The following is a 17,482-nucleotide window of genomic DNA, read 5'->3' on the forward strand; positions in this document are numbered from 1 at the left end:
CGTATTGCAATAGGTACCCCGCATGCAGGCCACTACCGACGCCATTCGCTGCCCGCAGCAAGAACCCGGTTCGGCAGGCCCGCGACTCGGGCTGCTCGGCGCGCTGCTCGGCGTCGCGCTTGCCGCGGCAGCGCCGGCGGGGGCAGAGTCCTTCAATGCCGTCATCAAGGGCAACAACGCGAGCGAGCTGGCCCGCTGGGGGCAGCGCTTCGAGCATGGCGAGGGCGTGAAGCGCGACATCGACCACGCCATCCGGCTCTACTGCAAGGCGGCGGCCAAGGGCGATGCGGCGGCACACTATCACCTCGGTTGGATCTACGCGGTCGGTCGCGCCGGCGACCGCGATGATGACCTCGCGGCGGCCTGGTTCCACCGCGCTGCGCAGAAGAACGACCCGCACGCACAGCGGATGCTGGAGCGCCTGGGCCACGCGGGCAAGCCGCGGCAGCAGACCGTCTGCCTGTTGTCGGACGGCGGGCGCGCCACCTCGAGCGGCGGTATCGAGCAGGCCAAGCGCTACGCCGGCGGCGGCGGTCGGCAGTATGCCAGCATTACCAGCGAGCATCCGGCGCGGGGGCGGTTGGCGCAGATGGTGCGCAGGCTGGCGCCCGAATACCGACTCGACCCGAACCTAGTGCTGGCCGTGATCGAGGCGGAGTCGAGCTTCAACCCGAGCGCGCGCTCGCCGAAGAACGCGCAGGGGCTGATGCAGCTCATTCCGGCAACAGCGGAGCGCTTCGGCGTGCAGAACGTCTGGGACCCGGAGCAGAACATCCGCGGCGGCATGGCCTACCTGCGCTGGCTGATGGGCTACTTCGACGGCGATCTGGCGCTCGTGCTCGCCGCCTACAACGCGGGCGAGGGCGCGGTGGAGCGCCACGGCGGCATCCCGCCCTATGCCGAGACTCAGCACTATGTCCGGCGCATCCTGGCGCGACTGAACTGATCCGCGACCGCGCCGGTCCAACCGTGAGCACTTCCATCGGCGCGCACCCGCACCCGCACCCGCACCTGCACCCGCACACCATGCTCGCATCTCGACCCCTTGTGCTCAGGCTGCTTGGTTCTGTGCTCGCACTCACGGCGCTGGCGGCACAGGCTGCCGTATCGGCGCCGTCCCCGACGGAGGAGCCGGCCGTGCCGCCGAGCATGAACCGGCACTATCTGGACGCCGACGTGCCGCAGTGGCGCAGCATCTTCGAGGGCAGCGGGCGCGAGGTCTTCGATCAGCGCTTCCGGGTCGTCGAGGCGCTTGAGCTTGAGCCTGGTATGCGGGTGGCGGACATCGGTGCCGGCACAGGGCTGTATACGATGCTCTTCGCCCGCGCCGTCGGCGACCAGGGCAAGGTCTACGCGGTGGACATCTCGCCGACCTTCGTCGAGTCCATCGAGGAACGGGCTGCGGCCTATCGCGTGGACAACATTATCGGCATTGTCAACGCCGAGCACAGCGCCGAGCTACCGCCAGGCGCCGTGGACCTGGTGTTTCTCGCGGACACCTATCACCACTTTGCCTATCCGCAGAGCATGCTGCGCTCTATGCACCAGGCGCTGGTGCCCGGCGGCACACTCGCGATCATCGACTTCCGGCGTCAGCCGGGCTTCTCGAGCCCTTGGGTCATGGGGCACGTGCGGGCTGGGCGGGAGCAGGTCATCAACGAGGTGCAGCGCGCCGGCTTCGTCTACGTGGACGAGCCGGTGAAGCTGAAAACCAACTATTTCCTGCGTTTCCGCAAACTGGGAGACTGAACCGGCCATGACGCCCGAGTTCTGGCAGCAGCGCTGGCAGCGTGGCGAGATCGGCTGGCATAGCGACGCCGTCAACCGCCACCTCACGGACTATTGGCCACGCCTTGCCGTGCCAAAGGCGACATGCGTGCTGGTGCCGCTGTGCGGCAAGAGCCTGGACATGCTCTGGCTAGCCGGCGAGGGGTATAGCGTTGTGGGTGTGGAGCTGAGCGCGACGGCCGCAGAGGCCTTCTTCACCGAGAACGGCTTGAGCCCGGTCGTTACCGACTTGGCGCCGTATCCCTTTTGTTGCTATCACGTCGATGAGATCAGGCTGCTGGTGGGCGACTTCTTCGACCTGTCGGCAGGGGCCTTGCGTGCGATCGGCATCTCCCGTATCGATGCGGTGTACGATCGCGCCGCACTGGTCGCGCTGCCGCCAGAGCTTCGGGCACGTTATGCCCAGTGTCTTGCCCCGCTGCTGCGCGAGCTGCCGGGCGGCTCTGCGCCCGTCTCCCTGCTCGTGACCTTCGACTATGACCAGTCGCGCATGCCCGGACCCCCGTTCGCCGTTGCGGCGGGCGAGGTGCAGGCCCTGTTCGAGCGTGATTTTCGCATCGACGAGCTGACGAGCTTCGACGTGCTGCCGGAGAATCCGGGCCTCGCCGCCCGGGGGCTGGATCGTCTTGCCGAGCATGTGTACCGGTTGCAGATGCTCGGCGCTGCTTGAACACCCCGGGAGGCTCTCAACCCATGCCGCACTTGCCTTTATTGCTCTCACTCATCGTCGCCGTCACGCTCGGCGGCTGCTCGGCCGATGCGCCAAGGCGCAGCGCCGAGGCGGACGGAGCCGCGTCATCGGGGCCGACCGTCTACGGCCGCATCGGCGTCTCCGTGGACCGGGTGGAGGTGAAGCACTGACGGCGCTGCGCGGCCGGTGTGCCGCGCTGAACCCATGGTTAGGGCCGAAACGCCGGCGCAGCCGATCAGGCCGCCGACGGCAGCCGGCGCTGTGACGGCGAACGTCCGCGCCGGTCCGGAATTAGCCGTTGCTCGAATGCCTGACGCTTGAGCTCCTGCTCGTCGGCGAGGCCCGTGCGGCGGAGGATGTCGTGGCGATGTGCGTGCGCCGCGTCGGCACTGATACGCAGGGTGCTGCAAATGACGTCCAAGGGCTTGCCGAGCGCGATGAGCTGCACGATCCGCAACTGCGCGTCGCATGCCACCGCGTCGCGCAGCCTGATCCCGTCGCCGTCGCGATGGCTGACGACATGGGCGACCAGGTGCTCGGCCAATGCCTCACTCAGGTAGCGGCGTCCAGCCAAGGTGCGCGACAGCGCGGTTGCGATCTCTTGTTCCGGCGCCTGCGCCGCCACTACGCTGCGGGCACCGAGGCGCAGGAGCCGGATCCCGTAAACGCTGTCGCATGGGGTGCAGACGGCCAGCACGGGCGGTGCGCAGGCCGCTTGTCCGAGGCTTCGCAGCGCGCTCAGGCCGCCATCATCCAGGCCGGGAGACGCAATGCCGATGACCACCGTATCGAACGCCGCCGTGGCCTGCAGCGGCATGAAGTCCTGCGTTGAGACGTAACGCGGCTCCTCAATGGCGATGCCCGCGTTCAGGGCGATGCGGCGCACGCCGTCGGCGAACAGTGGCCGGTCATCGACAACGAGTACCCGGAACATAATGAAGTTTCCTCGGATGCGCGCGCCGAGCTGGCGACATGGGTCGGGTGTGATCCTGTTGCCTTGTAGTATCGGAAGCGCGCCGCTGCGGGCCTAGGGCCGAGGCGGCTGATTTGCGGCTAAGAAGCCGCGCCTGCCTCGACTAAGAAGGCGTCTGACGGGGTAAATCCCTAGATTGCTTGACGGCGAGCGGGGCGTCGGACCGGCCAGGCGCGTCGGGATCGCTATCGAAAAATCGAAATCGAACCGAGTGCCAATCGATCCCGATCCCGATCCCGATCCCGTGCCGCCGCGCGGCCGAGGCGCAGCGCGCTGCCGGGGCCGCTCAGCGCTTGCGGCGGACGAAGTCCTTCAGCCGCTGGCGCTTCTGCACCTGCCTCGGCGTCAGCGTGTTGCGCCGGCCCTCGTAGGGGTTAACGCCGGAGCGGAGCTCGATCCGCAGCGGCGTGCCGGCGAGCTTCAGCGCCTCGCGAAAACGGTTGATCAGGTAGCGCCGGTACGCTGCCGGCACGGCGTCGGTCTGGTTGCCGTGCACCACAATGATGGGCGGGTTGCGTCCACCCTGGTGCGCATAGCGCAGCTTGATCCGGCGCCCGTGCACCAACGGCGGCTGGTGCGTCTGCACGGCGTCCTCCAGCAGGCGCGTGAGGAGCGGTGTCGGCAGGTCCCGCATCGCGCTGGCGTAGGCGGCATCCGCCGCCTCCAGCAATAGGCCGACGCCGCTGCCGTGCAGGGCGGAGATGCGGTGCACCTCGGCGAAGTCGAGAAAGGCGAGCTTGCGCTGATACTCATTGCGGAGGTGGTTGCGCTGCTCGGCGTCGAGCCCGTCCCACTTATTGATGGCGACCACCAGTGCGCGCCCGCTCTCGACGACATGGCCCGCCAGGGTCGCGTCCTGCTCGCCGATGCCGAGTCGGGCATCGAGCACCAGAAACACCACATTGCATGCCTCAATGGCCTGCAAGGTTTTGATGACGCTGAATTTCTCGATAACCTCCGAGACCCGTGCGCGGCGCCGCACGCCGGCGGTGTCGATGAGGGTATAGCGGCGCTCGCCGAGATCGAAGGGGATGTACACGCTGTCGCGGGTGGTGCCCGGGGTGTCGAAGGCGACCAGCCGTTCCTCACCGAGGATGCGGTTGATGAGCGTCGACTTGCCGGCGTTGGGTCGGCCGACGACGGCGATGCGCACGCGCCCGTCGTCGGTCTGTTCGGCTTCATCCGTCGCGGGCGGCAGCAGCGTGCCGAGGTGGTCCATCAGGGTGCTGACGCCACGGCCCCGCTCGGCGGCGACGAGCCAGGGCCGGCCGAGCCCCAGACTGTGGAATTCCGCCCCGACCAGGTCCTCCGAGAGGTGGTCGATCTTGTTCACGACGGCCGTCAGCGGCTTGCCGGTGCGGCGCAGCGCCGCGGCGATGTCCAGATCGCCGGCGGTGACACCGTCCTGGGCGTCGAGCAGGAACAGGAGATGATCTGCCTCGTCGATGGCCGCCTGCACCTGGCGCTCCATCAGCGCCTCCACGCCATCGCCGCCGCTGATGCCGCCGGTGTCGACGACGACATAGCGCATCGGTCCGACCTTGCCGATGCCGTACTGGCGATCCCGCGTGAGCCCCGGGAAGTCCGCGACCAGGGCATCCCGGGTGCAGGTCAGCCGGTTGAACAGGGTGGATTTGCCGACGTTGGGGCGCCCCACGAGCGCGATGACCGGGAGCATGGGCGTGTCGCTCAGGGGGTGGGCTCGGGCGGCAGCGCACCGCTATCGGTGGCGCCGGGCGGTGGTGATGGGGCAGGCGGGCCGTCGGCTCCGAGCGTCGGCGCCGTCGGTGGGCTCATCACGGGGGAGAGGTCCGGCAGCGCATCGATGCCGAGCGCCGGCGCGCGCACCGCGGCGCTGCCCCCGCCGCCGCCGGCGGCACCGGTGGCGCCGGCGCGCAGCGCGGCGACGGTGCCGTCGTCGGCGTAGACGTAGGCGACGCCGCCGGCGACGACGGGCTGGTGGCCGATGCGACCTTTGGTGACGCGCTCGAAGCCGAGCAGTTGTCCGTCGTCGGCGGATACCAGGTGCACATAGCCGTCCAGGTCGCCGACGGCGAGCGTGTTGCCGAGCAGCGCCGGTGCGCTGAGGCGGCGATGCCGCAGCCCTTCCTGGCGCCAGATGCCGGCGCCGTCGATCTGGTCTGCCGCCCACAGGTTGTCATCGGAGTCGGTGACGTAGAGCCGGGATGCGTCCGCGGTGAGTCCGGCATGGGACGACAGCTCGCGCCGCCAGAGCACCTGGCCGCTCGGGATGTCCACGGCGGCCAAGTCGCCGTTGAAGGCGACCACGAAGGCGGTGTCGCCCGTAACGACCGGGTCCGCGTCCAGATCGGCGATGCGGTCGAGCTCGCTGCGACCGCGTGGTGGCGTGATGACGGCCTCCCACAGCGGCGCGCCGCGCTCGAGCTCCAAGTGCACCAGGCGGCCGCCGGAGACCCCCACCACGACCCCCTCGGCCGTCGGCACCGGCGAGCTCGCACCGTGCAGGGATAGGATCTGACCCTGGAGCTCGTAGCGCCAGCGTTCGGCGCCGTCGGCGAGCTCGATTGCATACACGGTATCGTCCACCGTATGCACGAGCACCAGGTCACCGATGATGCGCGGGACGGAAACCACCTCGCTGTCGAGCTGTGTGCGCCAGCGCTGCGCACCATCGCGGGTGGACAGGGTGAGGAGGTCGCCTTTGGTGGTGCCGAGCACCAGGACCTCCCCCTGCACATCGGGTCCGCCGCTGAACGGCAGGCGGGTCTTGCGTTCCCACAGCGTGCGGCCGTCGGTGGCGGAGAGCGCCGCGACCACGCCGCTTGGGTCGGCGGCGAAGACGCGTCCGCCCGCCACGGCCGGGCGCAGGCGCAATTGGCGCTCGTTGGTGCCTTTGCCGATGCGCGTCTTCCACAGCACGCGCGGCTGCGCGCGCTGGGTCATCTTCTTGTCGAGCTTGGTGGGCGGCGTCGGGTCGCGCTCGCCGCCGAGCCCGGGCAGGTTGGCGCAGCCCGTAAGCGCGAGCGCGGCGGCCAGCAGCCCGGCCAGAAGCCCGGCCAAGCGCACGCGCGGCGAGGGCGCGCCCGGGCGGGTCGTGCGGTCTGCCGCCGGGGGTGCGAGGCGTCGCATCACGAGGCCCCGCCCGCTGGCAGATCCTGAAGCTTCAGCTCGATCAGCCGGGCATTGCCGGCGTTGCTATCCAGCGCGGTCCGATAGGCGGCGCGGGCCTCGTCGCTGTCGCCCCGGGCCGCGGCGATGTCGCCGCGCAGCGCGGCAAAGTCACCGGCGAAGGCGCCGCTGGTGCCGTGGCGCTCGATGGTCTTTGCCGCGGCATCAAGGTCGCCCTGATCGAGCTGGACCCGGGCCAGGCGCAGCGCCGCGAGCGTCGCCAGGGCCGGGTCCGGTGCCCGGTCGATGGCGCGCGTGAGCGCGGCGACCGCCGCAGCGGAGTCGCCGTTGTCGAGCGCGACCCGGGCCGCCGTCAGCTCCGCGAACATCGCATAGGGGGTGCCGCCGAAGTCCTTGACCATCAGCTCTGCCTGCTTCTGCACCGAGGCGGCGTCGCCCGCGTCCGCGGTCATTTGCAACTGCTCGAAGGCGAGGCTCGCGCGCTGGGCATGGTTGGTGCGGTAGTCCACCCAGGTGCGCCAGCCGAGGACGGCGCCGAGGCCGATGGCGACGCCCGCGACCACGGCGACGCCGTTGGTCTTCCACCACTTCTTGATGGCTTCGATTTTCTCTTCGTCGGTGTCCAGCTCGGCCATTGGGTACTCCTTGGGGTGCTCCGTCGTGATGTCGTGGTCGTGAGGTCGTGGTCGCGGTCGTGAGGTCGTGGTCGTGAGGTCGTGGTCGGCTGACTGTCGCCCGGCGTGGCTCAGGTGCGTTGGTTGACGCGCTCGTGCAGGGTCGCCACCAGGTCGTCGAAGCTGAGGCTGCGCTGCTCGCCGGCGCCCCGCAGCGGCTTGCAGCCGACGGTGCCTTGCGCGACCTCCTCGTCACCGAGGATCAGCGCGAGCTGCGCGCCGCTCTTGTCCGCCTTCTTGAACTGGTTCTTGAAGCCGCCGCCACCGCAGTGCATCAGCAGCTTAAGGCCCGGCACCGCATCGCGCAGCCGCTCGGCGATGGCCGGCGCGGCAGCGGCGGCGGCCTCGCCCAAGGTCACCAGATAGGCGTCGGGGCCGGTGTCGATGCTGCTGGTGTCGATGAGGTCCAGCAGCCGCTCGACGCCGAGCGCAAAGCCCACCGCCGGCGTGTCGCGCCCGCCGAGCTGGGCGACGAGCCCGTCGTAGCGCCCGCCGGCGCAGACGGTGCCCTGGGCGCCGAGGGCGTCGGTGATCCATTCGAATACGGTGCGATTGTAATAGTCGAGCCCGCGCACCAGGCGCGGGTTGACCTGATAGCCGATGCCGGCGGCGTCGAGCCCGGCGCAGAGCGCCTCGAAGTGCGCGCGGCTGTTGTCGCCCAGGTAGTCGAGCAGGCTCGGCGCCGCGGCGATGACGGGGGCGAGCGCCGGGTTCTTGCTGTCGAGCACGCGCAGCGGGTTGGTGTCGAGCCGCCGGCGGCTGTCGTCGTCGAGCGCCGACTCATGCGCTTGCAGGTGCGCCACCAAGTCGGTGCGATAGCGGGCGCGCTCGTCGCTGTCGCCCAGGCTGTTCAGCTCCAGGCGCAGGTCCGCGAGACCGAGCGCCTGCCAGAGCCGGCGGGTCATGGTAATGACCTCGAGGTCCACGTCCGGCCCGGCGAGCCCGAGCACCTCAACGCCGATCTGATGGAACTGCCGGTAACGGCCGCGCTGCGGGCGCTCGCGGCGGAACATGGGGCCGCGGTACCAGATGCGCTGGGGCTGATCGAGCAGGCCGTGCTCGATGGCGGCGCGCACGCAGCTCGCGGTGCCCTCGGGGCGCAACGCGAGGCGGTCGCCGCCGCGGTCGTCGAAGGCGTACATCTCCTTCTCGACGATGTCGGTGACCTCGCCGATGGAGCGCTTGAACAACTCCACCGGCTCCACCAGCGGGGTGCGCATCTCGCGGTAGCCGTAGCCCTCGATGACCGCCCGGGCGCGATCTTCGAGATGCTGCCAAATGGGCGCGCGCTCGGGGAGCACGTCGTGCATGCCGCGGATGGCTTGCAGTCGCTCAGACATCGGTTGGTTGGTTTCCGTGCGTCTCGGGTTGTTCGGGGGCGGCGCGGGGAGGCAGGGCTGCGCAGCGCTGTTGGCTGCGGCAGCGACTCCGCCCTAGATTACTTGGAAGCGCCGAATGTTTGCAGATGAGTCAAGTTTCGAGCGGGGTCGGACTGGCCAGGTGCGTCGGCATCGGGATTGGGATCGGTTGCCACTCGATCCGATTTCGATTCCGATTTCGATAGGGATTTCGATAGCGATGAGCACGACTCGTCGGTCTGAGGCGAAGCCTGGTTAGAGCTCCATCACCTGGGGGGCATCAGGGTAGCGAGCGCGCAATGCATCGGCGAGCGCCTTGGCGCTGTCCTTGTTGCCGAGCTTGCGCTCGATGCGGTAGGCCGTCAGCAGCGCCGTCGGCGTCGGCGCGCCGACGCGCCCGTAGCGGGTGATGTAGTCGCGCGCCGCCTGCGCGTCCCCGCGCTCGAAGCTCAATGTCGCCATGGCGAGGAGCGCCGGCGGGTAGCTCGGATTGCGCGTCAGTGCCTCGCGCAGGAGGCGCTCCGCCTCGGTGAGTCGATTGGCGCGGCGGGAGCAGTCCGACGCGTTCATCAGCGCCACCTCTGGCGCGCGATAAAGCTGATTGGCCACCGCCTTTTCGAACAGCTCGATGGCCTCGGCATAGCGCCCGCGCGTGCACAGCGCCGTGCCTTGGGCGTTGAGGTAATCCGGGTTGTTGGGGTCAAGCCGGAGCGCCTCGGCGAAGTGTTCCTCGGCTTCTGCTTCCTTGTTCAAGCGCCTGAAGATGATGGCGAGCACATAATGTGCGTCGCTGTTGCGCTTGTCCGCTTGCACCGCGCGCAGGCCGCGTTCGAGTGCCGCGTCGATCTGGCCGCGCTGGTAGTAGGCGGAGGCCATCTCGACGTACAGGTCGGCGGGGCTCGAGCTCGGCTCCACGCCGAGGGCGATGGCCTCGCGTTTCGCTTCGCTGCCGGCGCAGCCGGCGAGCAGCCCGATGCACAAGAGCGCAAGCGCGGCGCCGGGCAGCCTGAGCTTGACCTCCTCGGCGCGGTTCATAGCTGCGGCGACACCGCTCGGCCCAGCGCCACCGGCGGCGGCACGACGACAGCCGGCGCGGGCACCCGGCGGCTGCGATCCTGGACCCGGCCGGTGAGCTGGCCGCAGGCGGCGGCGATCTCGTCGCCGCGCGTCTTGCGCGTGGTGGCGACGAGACCCGAGCGCAGCAGCCGCTCGCGGAAGGCCGCGACGCGCTCCGGCGGGCTGGTCTCGAAGCCGCTGTCCGGGAAGGGGTTGAACGGGATCAGGTTGATCTTGGACGGCGTGCCTTCCAGCAGCCGACCGAGCGCCTTGGCCTGGGCGATGCTGTCGTTGACGCCGTCGAGCATGACGTATTCCCAGGTGATGCGCCGCCGGCTGTCGCCGCGCAGATAGGCACGGCAGGCGGGGATCAGCTCTTCCAGCGGGTACTTGCGATTGATCGGCACCAGCTCGTCGCGGAGCGCATTGTCGGGCGCGTGCAGGGAGACGGCCAGGGAGATGTCGCTGACCTCGGCGAGCCGGTAGATATTCGGCACGATGCCGGACGTGGACAGGGTCACGCGATACTTCGACAGCATGTAGGCCAGGTCGTCGCGCATGACATCGGTGGCGCGCACGACGGCGTCGAAGTTTGCGAGCGGCTCGCCCATGCCCATGAGCACGATGTTGCTCGGCGGCTTGCCCAGGCGGCGCGCGGCGTGGCGCACCTGCGCGACGATCTCGCCTGCGCTCAAGTTGCGATTGAAGCCCTGCCGCGCGGTGGCGCAGAAGGCGCAGTCCAACGCGCAGCCCACCTGCGAGGACACGCAGAGGGTCGAGCGGCGCTCTTCGGGTATGAAGACTGTCTCCACGCGCTGCCCTTCGGGCAACTGCAGCAGCCACTTGATGGTGCCGTCCGCGGATGGCAGCTCGGCGGCGACATCAAGTTGGCCGATGTACGCTCGCTCGGGCAAGGCGGTGCGCAGGCCCTTGGGCAGATCGGTCATCGCGTCGAAGTCGTCGACGCCATGCTTGTGCACCCACTTGAACAGGTTGCGGCCATGAAACGCCTTGCAGCCGAGGGACTGCGCCAGGGCCTCGCAGCCGCGCAAGTCGAGATTCAGGAGGTCGAGTCGCCCGTCGGTGGCCACGATGTGATTTGGCGTTGGTGTCGTCATGATGTCGGATGTGCGCCGGCCGTGAGGCGCTCGCGTGGTCGGCGCTGCATGCATTGTGGCTTATGTCGCCGCCGGCGGATTGGCCCGCGGATCGCTGCGCTTGGCGGCGACCCGGCAGTATAGCGAACTAGGCTGAGGCCGGTTCCAAGGAAACGGCGATCAGGGGCTGCGCAGATCGCCACGGTTTCCCGGTGTGGCTCGCCAGTTGCCGCATCGAGACGCCTGGGCGTGGAGGAGGGGCGCACAAGTCGATGGCCTACGATGCCGTGGCGAATCACGACGGCGGGCGGCCGTCGGGGAGCCGATGAGCGGGGGGGGGGCGACAGCGGTGAGACAGCGGTGCCTGCCGGGTCGCCTTTTTGCCGCCGGCCGGGTACTCTTCGCGCCCTGACCCGCGCTCCACCGTGAAGCTGACACGCACCGATGGCCTGCTACGACGTCTTCAACGGCGATGCCGATGGCATCTGCGCCTTGCAGCAGCTCCGGCTCGCCGCCCCGCGCGACTCCGTGCTCGTGACCGGCGTCAAGCGCGATATCGCACTGGTTGCGCGGGTGCCCGCCGTCGCCGGGGACAGCGTCACGGTGCTGGACGTGTCCTTCGACAAGAACCGCGATGCCTGCTTGGCACTCTTGGAGCGGGGCGCGTTCGTTCGCTACTTCGACCATCACTACGCGGGCGAAGTGCCAGAGCACCCGGCGTTGGAGACGCACATCGAGACGCTGCCGGATAAGGGCACCGCGCTGCTTGTGGACGAGTACCTCGGCGGCGCGCATCGCGCCTGGGCCGTCGTCGGCACCTACGGCGACAACTTCGACGAGGCCGCCGCCCGCGCTGCCGAGCCCCTCGGCCTCGCGGATGCCGAGCTGGCCTTGCTGCGGGAGCTCGGGATCTTGATCAACTACAACGGCTATGGCGCGGAAGTCGCAGACCTGCACTTCGCGCCGGATGCGCTGTTCCGCAGCATTGCACCGTACGCGGACCCGCTCGCCTTCGCCCGCGAGGCCCCGGCCTTCGCGCAGCTCCGCGATGGTTATCGCGAAGACATGGCCCGCGCCGAGGCCGCGGAGCGCGTGCATCCAGGCCCGCGGCATACCTATGTCGTGCTTCCCGCCGCGGCTTGGGCGCGCCGCGTCGGTGGCGTCTTCGCCAACGCGCTGGCCCAGCGGGAGCCCGAACGCGCGCACGCCCTGCTCACGGCGCGCGAAGACGGCGGTTATGTGGTGAGCGTGCGTGCGCCGTTAGTCACCCGCGACGGGGCCGACGCCCTGTGCCGACAGTTCGAAACGGGTGGCGGGCGCAAGGCGGCGGCGGGGATTAACGACCTTCCGGACGCGCGAGTGGAGGACTTCATCGCGGCCTTCGTCGCCGCCTTCTAGCCGTGCGGCTCGCGACGCACGCGGCCTTCGAGCACGCCATTGGCGGGACCCACGGCCAGGAAGGTATCCCACCCTTTGAGCAATTCGCGCCCCCGGGCCTTGTCTTGGCCTTGCTCAGTATGGACATGCTCCAGCCGCAGGATCTACAGGGCCTGCAGTGGGTCGCCAGACCGCAACGCGCTTGGCATTTGCGTGAGTTCGCTTCAGAGCATCTGTCCGAATGAGCGTCCTTTCAAACGTCTCCATCAGTCTCGCAGGGAAGGTCGTGGCATTGTTCCTGATGCTTGGGAGCACCATGATTCTCGCCCGACTGCTGACGCCCGAAGAGCTCGGGACCTATGCGATTGTGGCTGGTTTATCCGCCCTGCTGGCAGCTTTCAAGAACTTCGGAACCAGCAATTATCTGATCCAGAACCCCGAGCTGACGAAACGCAGCGTGGCCTCGGCCCTGACCGTCACCGCGCTGATATCCTGGTCCGTTGGCGCACTGCTTGCTGTCTCGAGTGAATCATTGGCGCAGTTCTTCGAACAGCCAGACATGCGAAACATCGCAAATGTGCTTGCCGTCAACTTCTTGTTCGCGCCATGGCTGGCCATCGGTACCGCCATACTCATCCGACAGCACCGATTCCGAGACTTGGTGCTCATCGAGACCGTTTCGGGTATCGTCCATGCAGTAGTGGGTATCGGTTTGGTTCTCGCCGGACTGGGGCCGCTCGCCTTGGCGCTCGGCGTCGTCGCCCATTCGCTGTCCGGCTTCTTTGCGTTTCTCCTGCTTCGGTTGCCCGCGTTCACCCTGCTGCCCGGCTTCTGGGAGCTGGGCGGTGTGCTGCGCTTTGGCGCTTGGTCGAGCGGCGTAACATTGGCCAACCAGCTCAGCGCCCGCGGTAACGAGCTCGTGATCGGCAAGCATCTAGGCGTCGACGCGACGGCGATGTTTGACAAGGGCTTCGCCCTCGCCCGACTCGTGGCAGAACAACTGATTACCGAAATTTTGCGCGTGCTGCTGCCGGTGTTCGCGGAGAAGCGCAGGCTGGGTCTTTCCCATAAGGAAGATTTTCTCGCGTACTTTGGCATCCTCGCCAGCATTCTTGGCCCGACCTACGCGTTCCTAGCGGTTCATGCGCAAGCTTTGATCGATATACTCTTCGGCGCTCAATGGGGTGCCGCTGCCCCGATCGCAACGATCGCGGCCGTTGAATTCATGCTGACGACGACGTTCGCTTTGGGAGAAAGGGTTATGATCGCCGAGGGTCTGGTGCGCCGACTCTTCGCGCTCAAGTTAAAGGCGTTTGCGCTCCGTTTAGCGGCATTGCTGGCGCTCGTCTGGTTTGGACTTGTCCCTGTCGCCATTGGCTTAATGGTAGCGGCAGTTGCATACGTCATCCTAATGCAGATGGAGCTGCGGCGCATGATGGGCGTTACGAGCATAGAGTTGTTGCGCGAAGTTAGGGGGCCGGCAGTCGCCGTTGCTGCCACATTTATGATCGGAGTGTGGGTTCCACTCTGGTTAGATAAATCAGGCGAGGTGGGGCCCGTAGCTGCCACCCTTATGGCCGGCCTGTTCAGCTTCGTCGCTTGGCTTGTCATCGGCGCGCTGTTTCGCTGGCCAATTTTCCGGGTTGTCTGGCGTCATGTCGCGAATCGGGTCGCGCTGCACGCCATGTAAAAGCCAGCGGTTCGCGGTTGATCGTAGGGGCATGGTTCGCGAAGCACTACGGAGGCGACTTCGGGCGATGGAACGCAGGGCCAGGGCCCTGAGGGGCTTTATGTTCCGCGCGGGCAGTTCGGTAAGGCTAAACAGTTGGCCGCATCACAATCTTGTGCCCGCAGGAGAATCCCCAAAAGGTGTCATGAGCTGACGGTTCGCAGTCCGACGACGCGAAGCACCTGTCCTGCACAGCGTTTGCTCAGCCATACATATCCCTTCCATGTAGCCAACAATGGTCTGGCCATTATATTAACACTCAGGCTAAACGTGTACGATGAGATAGTTTCTAACGAGAAATGGCTTCGAAGGCGTTCGGCCTCTGCTTTGTGTTCCATGTAAAACAATTCCATTAGTTTCAATGCGCGGCGATTCAGGGGCAGGTTTCTACTCGCATTAAGCACGCCTAGGGCGCTCATCTCATACCGCTGCGCTCGCCGTGCCGTGGTCTCCCGCGAAATCTCGCCTTCGGAGAAGCACGTCGGGTGGCGCCTGAATTTGGTTAGCACGTCATCAAGTAGCGTAATGTTGCCGTAGCACGCGCAAATGATTAACAGGTATCGGTCAATGTACATGTCCACATCTGCGGGTATTGTTTGCCGCTGGAGTATTTGCGTAAGGCCAGCGTATCCCGAGCCCAGCACAACTCGTCGCTTGCCTGCTAGATATTCGCCTAGGCACTGGTTCCCAATTATGGTCACGGTACCGTGGCGACGATAGTAAGTTTCGGCCAGGGGCAGGTCCGATGGCAACCCGCTCCATCGATACCGAAGCCAGCTTACCTGCGAAACCGTGTTGTCTTTTTCGAATTCTGCGACAACTTTCGCGATGCAATCCGGCATGTAGATGTCATCGGCGTCGAGGTTGAAGAAATACTTTCCGCGAGCGAGGTCTATTCCTTTCTGTGTTGCAGCAGCCTTTCCAGCGTTGGGTTGAAAGTGGTAGCTGACCCGATCCCGATACGGGGATATTGCTTCTTGGGTGTTATCCGTCGAACCGTCATCTACGACGATGATCTCGATGTTCTTCTGCGGGTAGGTCTGCCGAATTACGCTCTCTATGGCGTCGGGTATATAACTGCCATAGTTGAACGTAGGGATGAACACTGTAACGCTTGGAGTTGAGATCATAGTGAAGTTCTCGGCTAGATCATGGCTCGGTAGGAATTGATAGAAGTTGTGCGCGCACGTTGCGCTGAGATAATCGGGACCAGGGTGTGCGGCCCCCGCATAATGTCCCTCAGATGGTGCGATGTGACGCAGACGACACAAAGCCCAGAGAAGAAGGGAAGGAGAAGAGAAGCGTACTGGGAACATTGAGCAATGCTCTTTCTTCCTCTGCGCCTCTGCGAGAGCTTCTTCTTATCGTCCTTCTGCGAGAGCGTTCTGTTGCCGCATCGCGACGGGTTCTGACACTAATTCGAGGCCGCACCCAGAGCCATACGCGGCTCAAGCCGCCGGTTACGTTGCCTGTGTAAGTCCAGCGCAACGGTTCGCCTGGCTTGCCGCTGACGCCGATGTCGCAGGCAGAGTGACCAAGCGCAAGACCACCGCTTAGGAATGGATGGTAAGATTACTTATGATTAGGTGCAACCGGGCGTAGTCGGCGCTGTGCGAGTAACTCGGCTAGGTCCTAGTCGGTGCGGGCGCGCGCCAATTCGGTAGGAAACCTGCCCTTGACCCTATCAAGTGCCGCGATGAGGGTCGAGGCCGTGCCGGTCAGGAGTGTACGCGCGCCGACACCGCAGGCCGTGGCGCTATCGTCAGGGCCGGAACGGAGCGGAACGGGATATAGGGCCTCCAAGGCGTTCATCTTTGCAACGCTTCGGGTCTAGTTATCGGCTGCGCCGCGGTGCCAGGGCCCTAGGGTTCGGCCTCGCAGAGTTAAGGTGACGCCCCGTTCCCGGAGGTGGAATTATACAGAGCTAAGGCAGCAACGAAGGGCTGACCCTTGCGAAGGGAGATCCATGGGCACGAGAAGTCGACGCTACGAAAGCTCAGTTTGTTGCGCGGCGGAGGGCGTCAGCGTGCTGCCGAGGCAGACCGTCCCGCGGCAAAGCGAGTTCCGGGCCTGCGAATCTACCGGCGTAGGGGGACAGTAATATGGAAAATGTCGCAGCGTGTCGCGATAATAATGCGGGGCGGTGCCTATGGCGGCGGTGCTGCAAACTCCACGAGCGGTCGCGCGGATCGCCACAGCGGAGCGAAGATCTTCCGCCGATGTTGCGCGTAGTCCTTCGTCCCCGATGCCGGTAGTGCAGTGGCGACATGCTGAGCCGGGATGAGGATTTGTTCTTCGCCCGGCTACTGAGATCGCTTCCGCGGTTGTTCGATCGGTATTTTCAGCAATGTTCTGGTGCGAACGCTGTTGTTGGACGTCATGCAATGACAAAGAAGGTGTTACTTATTGCGTATCACTTCCCGCCGATACTGGGCAGTAGTGGGGTCCATCGCGCCCTCAGCTTCGCCCGATATTTACCTGAGTTTGGCTGGACACCACTGGTGCTTACCGTGCAACCCCAGGCCTACCCCGAACAGCGCGTCGGGTTGACAGAGGAAGTTCCGGCGCATTTGCATGTCGAACGTGCCTGGGCGCTCGATACAGCCCGACATCTTTCCGTTGGCGGGCGCTATCCACGCGCATGGGCGACTCCGGATCGCTGGACAAGCTGGCGCTTTGACGCCGTTCGTCGCGGCAAGCGCTTATTGCGCGAACATGACGTAAGCGCCCTGTGGTCTTCCTACCCTATCGGTACTGCGCACGCCATTGGCCTCGCGTTGCAGCGCGGTAGCGGAAAGCCATGGCTGGCTGATTTTCGTGATCCGATGGCGCAGCATGACTATCCTAGCGACCCACAGCTAAGGCAGGCATATTACGCGTTGGAGAAGACAACCGTCGCGCAGGCGAAGCTTGTGACGCTGACTACTCCTGGGGCAGTCACCCTGTATCGGGCGCGTTATGCGGGGGCGGCAGAGCGCATTCATTTATTGGAAAACGGCTATGACGAGGCCTTGTTTTCTGGTGCTGTTGCGGCGCCGCCCTTAGTTCCCGACAAGATTACCGTGCTGCATAGTGGCGTTGTGTATCCGAAAGAACGCGACCCGACGCATCTTTTTGCTGCATTATCGTTTCTGGCAGCACGTCATCCGGATGTGGCGGATCGCGTGCGGTTTCGATTTCGCGCCCCTGGGGACACTCAATTCTTGCTATCACTCGCACAACGATTTGCCGTGGGTCATCTGATCGAAGTAATGCCCCCTGTCGATTACCGAAATGCGATCAATGAAATGCTCAGTGCCGATGCTCTACTAATTTTGCAAGCTTCAAATTGCAATGCGCAGATTCCCGGTAAATTATACGAATACTTGCGCGCACGGAAGCCGATTATCGCGTTGACCGATCCCGCAGGTGATACGGCGTGGTGTTTACGAAAGTACGGCATTGACACGCAAGCATCTCTGGATGCCCCAGAACAGATTGTTGCACTATTGTCGCGTTTGCCAAGCTTGCTCGATCGTTTCGATCCTAGTACAGCGGAAGAGGGCATACGACATACTTCCCGGCGTGCACGCACGGAACAGTTTGCCGGATTGCTCGAGCATATGATCAGCTGAAAAACTACTCCAGG

Annotated in this window: 15 protein-coding genes; 7 read left to right on the forward strand and 8 right to left on the reverse strand. The window is 65.7% G+C overall.

The window, feature by feature from the left end; all coding sequences use genetic code 11:
* Nucleotides 1-22 precede the first annotated feature (22 nt).
* Genes ML01_RS06015 through ML01_RS28420 form a run of 4 tightly spaced genes read left to right on the forward strand, consistent with a single transcriptional unit; the run spans nt 23 to nt 2,649 of the window.
* A complete protein-coding gene (locus ML01_RS06015) occupies nt 23-946 on the forward strand; it encodes a transglycosylase SLT domain-containing protein (RefSeq protein WP_082673998.1) in 924 nt (307 codons plus the stop codon).
* A gap of 23 nt (nt 947-969) precedes the next feature.
* The gene (locus ML01_RS06020; protein WP_254045148.1) at nt 970-1,749 is read left to right on the forward strand and encodes a class I SAM-dependent methyltransferase; all 780 of its coding nucleotides are present in this window, start codon (nt 970-972) and stop codon (nt 1,747-1,749) included.
* A 7-nt stretch (nt 1,750-1,756) separates the two neighbouring features.
* Entirely contained in the window at nt 1,757-2,458 is a 702-nt protein-coding gene (locus ML01_RS06025; RefSeq protein ID WP_058554500.1) for a thiopurine S-methyltransferase, read from the forward strand.
* 23 nt (nt 2,459-2,481) lie between these two features.
* Nucleotides 2,482-2,649, forward strand: a complete 168-nt coding sequence (locus tag ML01_RS28420; RefSeq protein WP_156427577.1) for a hypothetical protein — start codon at nt 2,482-2,484, stop codon at nt 2,647-2,649.
* Nucleotides 2,650-2,714: 65 nt separating this feature from the next.
* On the opposite strand, the gene ML01_RS06030 is transcribed toward ML01_RS28420, so the two are convergent.
* The 7 genes from ML01_RS06030 to rlmN form a co-directional block, all read right to left on the reverse strand.
* On the reverse strand, nt 2,715-3,365 hold the full coding sequence (locus ML01_RS06030) for a response regulator transcription factor (protein ID WP_162267971.1): 651 nt from the start codon (nt 3,363-3,365) through the stop codon (nt 2,715-2,717).
* A gap of 373 nt (nt 3,366-3,738) precedes the next feature.
* A complete protein-coding gene (gene der, locus ML01_RS06035) occupies nt 3,739-5,130 on the reverse strand; it encodes a ribosome biogenesis GTPase Der (protein ID WP_058554502.1) in 1,392 nt (463 codons plus the stop codon).
* An 11-nt stretch (nt 5,131-5,141) separates the two neighbouring features.
* The gene (bamB, locus tag ML01_RS06040) at nt 5,142-6,563 is read right to left on the reverse strand and encodes an outer membrane protein assembly factor BamB (RefSeq protein ID WP_058554503.1); all 1,422 of its coding nucleotides are present in this window, start codon (nt 6,561-6,563) and stop codon (nt 5,142-5,144) included.
* Nucleotides 6,563-7,198 carry a tetratricopeptide repeat protein gene (locus ML01_RS06045; protein ID WP_058554504.1) on the reverse strand — a complete coding sequence of 212 codons (636 nt, stop codon included), beginning with the start codon at nt 7,196-7,198 and terminating at the stop codon, nt 6,563-6,565. The genes bamB and ML01_RS06045 overlap by 1 nt, the downstream gene beginning before the upstream one ends.
* Nucleotides 7,199-7,308: 110 nt before the next feature.
* Nucleotides 7,309-8,577: a histidine--tRNA ligase gene (gene hisS, locus ML01_RS06050; RefSeq protein WP_058554505.1), complete on the reverse strand. Its 1,269-nt coding sequence runs from the start codon at nt 8,575-8,577 to the stop codon at nt 7,309-7,311.
* Between the two features lie 273 nt (nt 8,578-8,850).
* Nucleotides 8,851-9,630 carry a type IV pilus biogenesis/stability protein PilW gene (gene pilW, locus ML01_RS06055; protein ID WP_058554506.1) on the reverse strand — a complete coding sequence of 260 codons (780 nt, stop codon included), beginning with the start codon at nt 9,628-9,630 and terminating at the stop codon, nt 8,851-8,853.
* The gene (gene rlmN / locus ML01_RS06060; RefSeq protein ID WP_058554507.1) at nt 9,627-10,769 is read right to left on the reverse strand and encodes a 23S rRNA (adenine(2503)-C(2))-methyltransferase RlmN; all 1,143 of its coding nucleotides are present in this window, start codon (nt 10,767-10,769) and stop codon (nt 9,627-9,629) included. Before rlmN ends, pilW begins: the two co-directional genes overlap by 4 nt.
* Nucleotides 10,770-11,192: 423 nt before the next feature.
* Here rlmN and ML01_RS06065 point away from each other — a divergent pair, with 423 nt between their 5' ends.
* Nucleotides 11,193-12,146, forward strand: a complete 954-nt coding sequence (locus tag ML01_RS06065) for an acetyltransferase (protein ID WP_058554508.1) — start codon at nt 11,193-11,195, stop codon at nt 12,144-12,146.
* Nucleotides 12,147-12,366: 220 nt separating this feature from the next.
* Entirely contained in the window at nt 12,367-13,815 is a 1,449-nt protein-coding gene (locus tag ML01_RS06075; RefSeq protein WP_058554510.1) for an oligosaccharide flippase family protein, read from the forward strand.
* Between the two features lie 182 nt (nt 13,816-13,997).
* On the opposite strand, the gene ML01_RS26905 is transcribed toward ML01_RS06075, so the two are convergent.
* A complete protein-coding gene (locus tag ML01_RS26905; RefSeq protein ID WP_162267972.1) occupies nt 13,998-14,984 on the reverse strand; it encodes a glycosyltransferase family A protein in 987 nt (328 codons plus the stop codon).
* Between the two features lie 1,254 nt (nt 14,985-16,238).
* On the opposite strand from ML01_RS26905, the gene ML01_RS26910 reads away from it, so the two are divergent.
* Nucleotides 16,239-17,468 (forward strand): glycosyltransferase, encoded by a 1,230-nt coding sequence (locus ML01_RS26910; protein ID WP_082674022.1) that lies wholly within the window; start codon nt 16,239-16,241, stop codon nt 17,466-17,468.
* The last annotated feature ends 14 nt before the right edge of the window (nt 17,469-17,482 follow it).

This window comes from Thiohalocapsa sp. ML1 (genome assembly GCF_001469165.1).
Taxonomy (GTDB): domain Bacteria; phylum Pseudomonadota; class Gammaproteobacteria; order Chromatiales; family Chromatiaceae; genus Thiohalocapsa.

Bases quoted from the DNA above. Each gene is read 5' to 3' on its own strand.
- ML01_RS06015 (WP_082673998.1), top strand. From the start codon at position 23: ATGCAGGCCACTACCGACGCCATTCGCTGCCCGCAGCAAGAACCCGGT.
- ML01_RS06025 (WP_058554500.1), top strand. From the start codon at position 1,757: ATGACGCCCGAGTTCTGGCAGCAGCGCTGGCAGCGTGGCGAGATCGGC.
- ML01_RS28420 (WP_156427577.1), top strand. From the start codon at position 2,482: ATGCCGCACTTGCCTTTATTGCTCTCACTCATCGTCGCCGTCACGCTC.
- der (WP_058554502.1), bottom strand. From the start codon at position 5,130: ATGCTCCCGGTCATCGCGCTCGTGGGGCGCCCCAACGTCGGCAAATCC.
- bamB (WP_058554503.1), bottom strand. From the start codon at position 6,563: ATGCGACGCCTCGCACCCCCGGCGGCAGACCGCACGACCCGCCCGGGC.
- ML01_RS06045 (WP_058554504.1), bottom strand. From the start codon at position 7,198: ATGGCCGAGCTGGACACCGACGAAGAGAAAATCGAAGCCATCAAGAAG.
- hisS (WP_058554505.1), bottom strand. From the start codon at position 8,577: ATGTCTGAGCGACTGCAAGCCATCCGCGGCATGCACGACGTGCTCCCC.
- pilW (WP_058554506.1), bottom strand. From the start codon at position 9,630: ATGAACCGCGCCGAGGAGGTCAAGCTCAGGCTGCCCGGCGCCGCGCTT.
- rlmN (WP_058554507.1), bottom strand. From the start codon at position 10,769: ATGACGACACCAACGCCAAATCACATCGTGGCCACCGACGGGCGACTC.
- ML01_RS06065 (WP_058554508.1), top strand. From the start codon at position 11,193: ATGGCCTGCTACGACGTCTTCAACGGCGATGCCGATGGCATCTGCGCC.
- ML01_RS06075 (WP_058554510.1), top strand. From the start codon at position 12,367: ATGAGCGTCCTTTCAAACGTCTCCATCAGTCTCGCAGGGAAGGTCGTG.
- ML01_RS26905 (WP_162267972.1), bottom strand. From the start codon at position 14,984: ATGATCTCAACTCCAAGCGTTACAGTGTTCATCCCTACGTTCAACTAT.
- ML01_RS26910 (WP_082674022.1), top strand. From the start codon at position 16,239: ATGACAAAGAAGGTGTTACTTATTGCGTATCACTTCCCGCCGATACTG.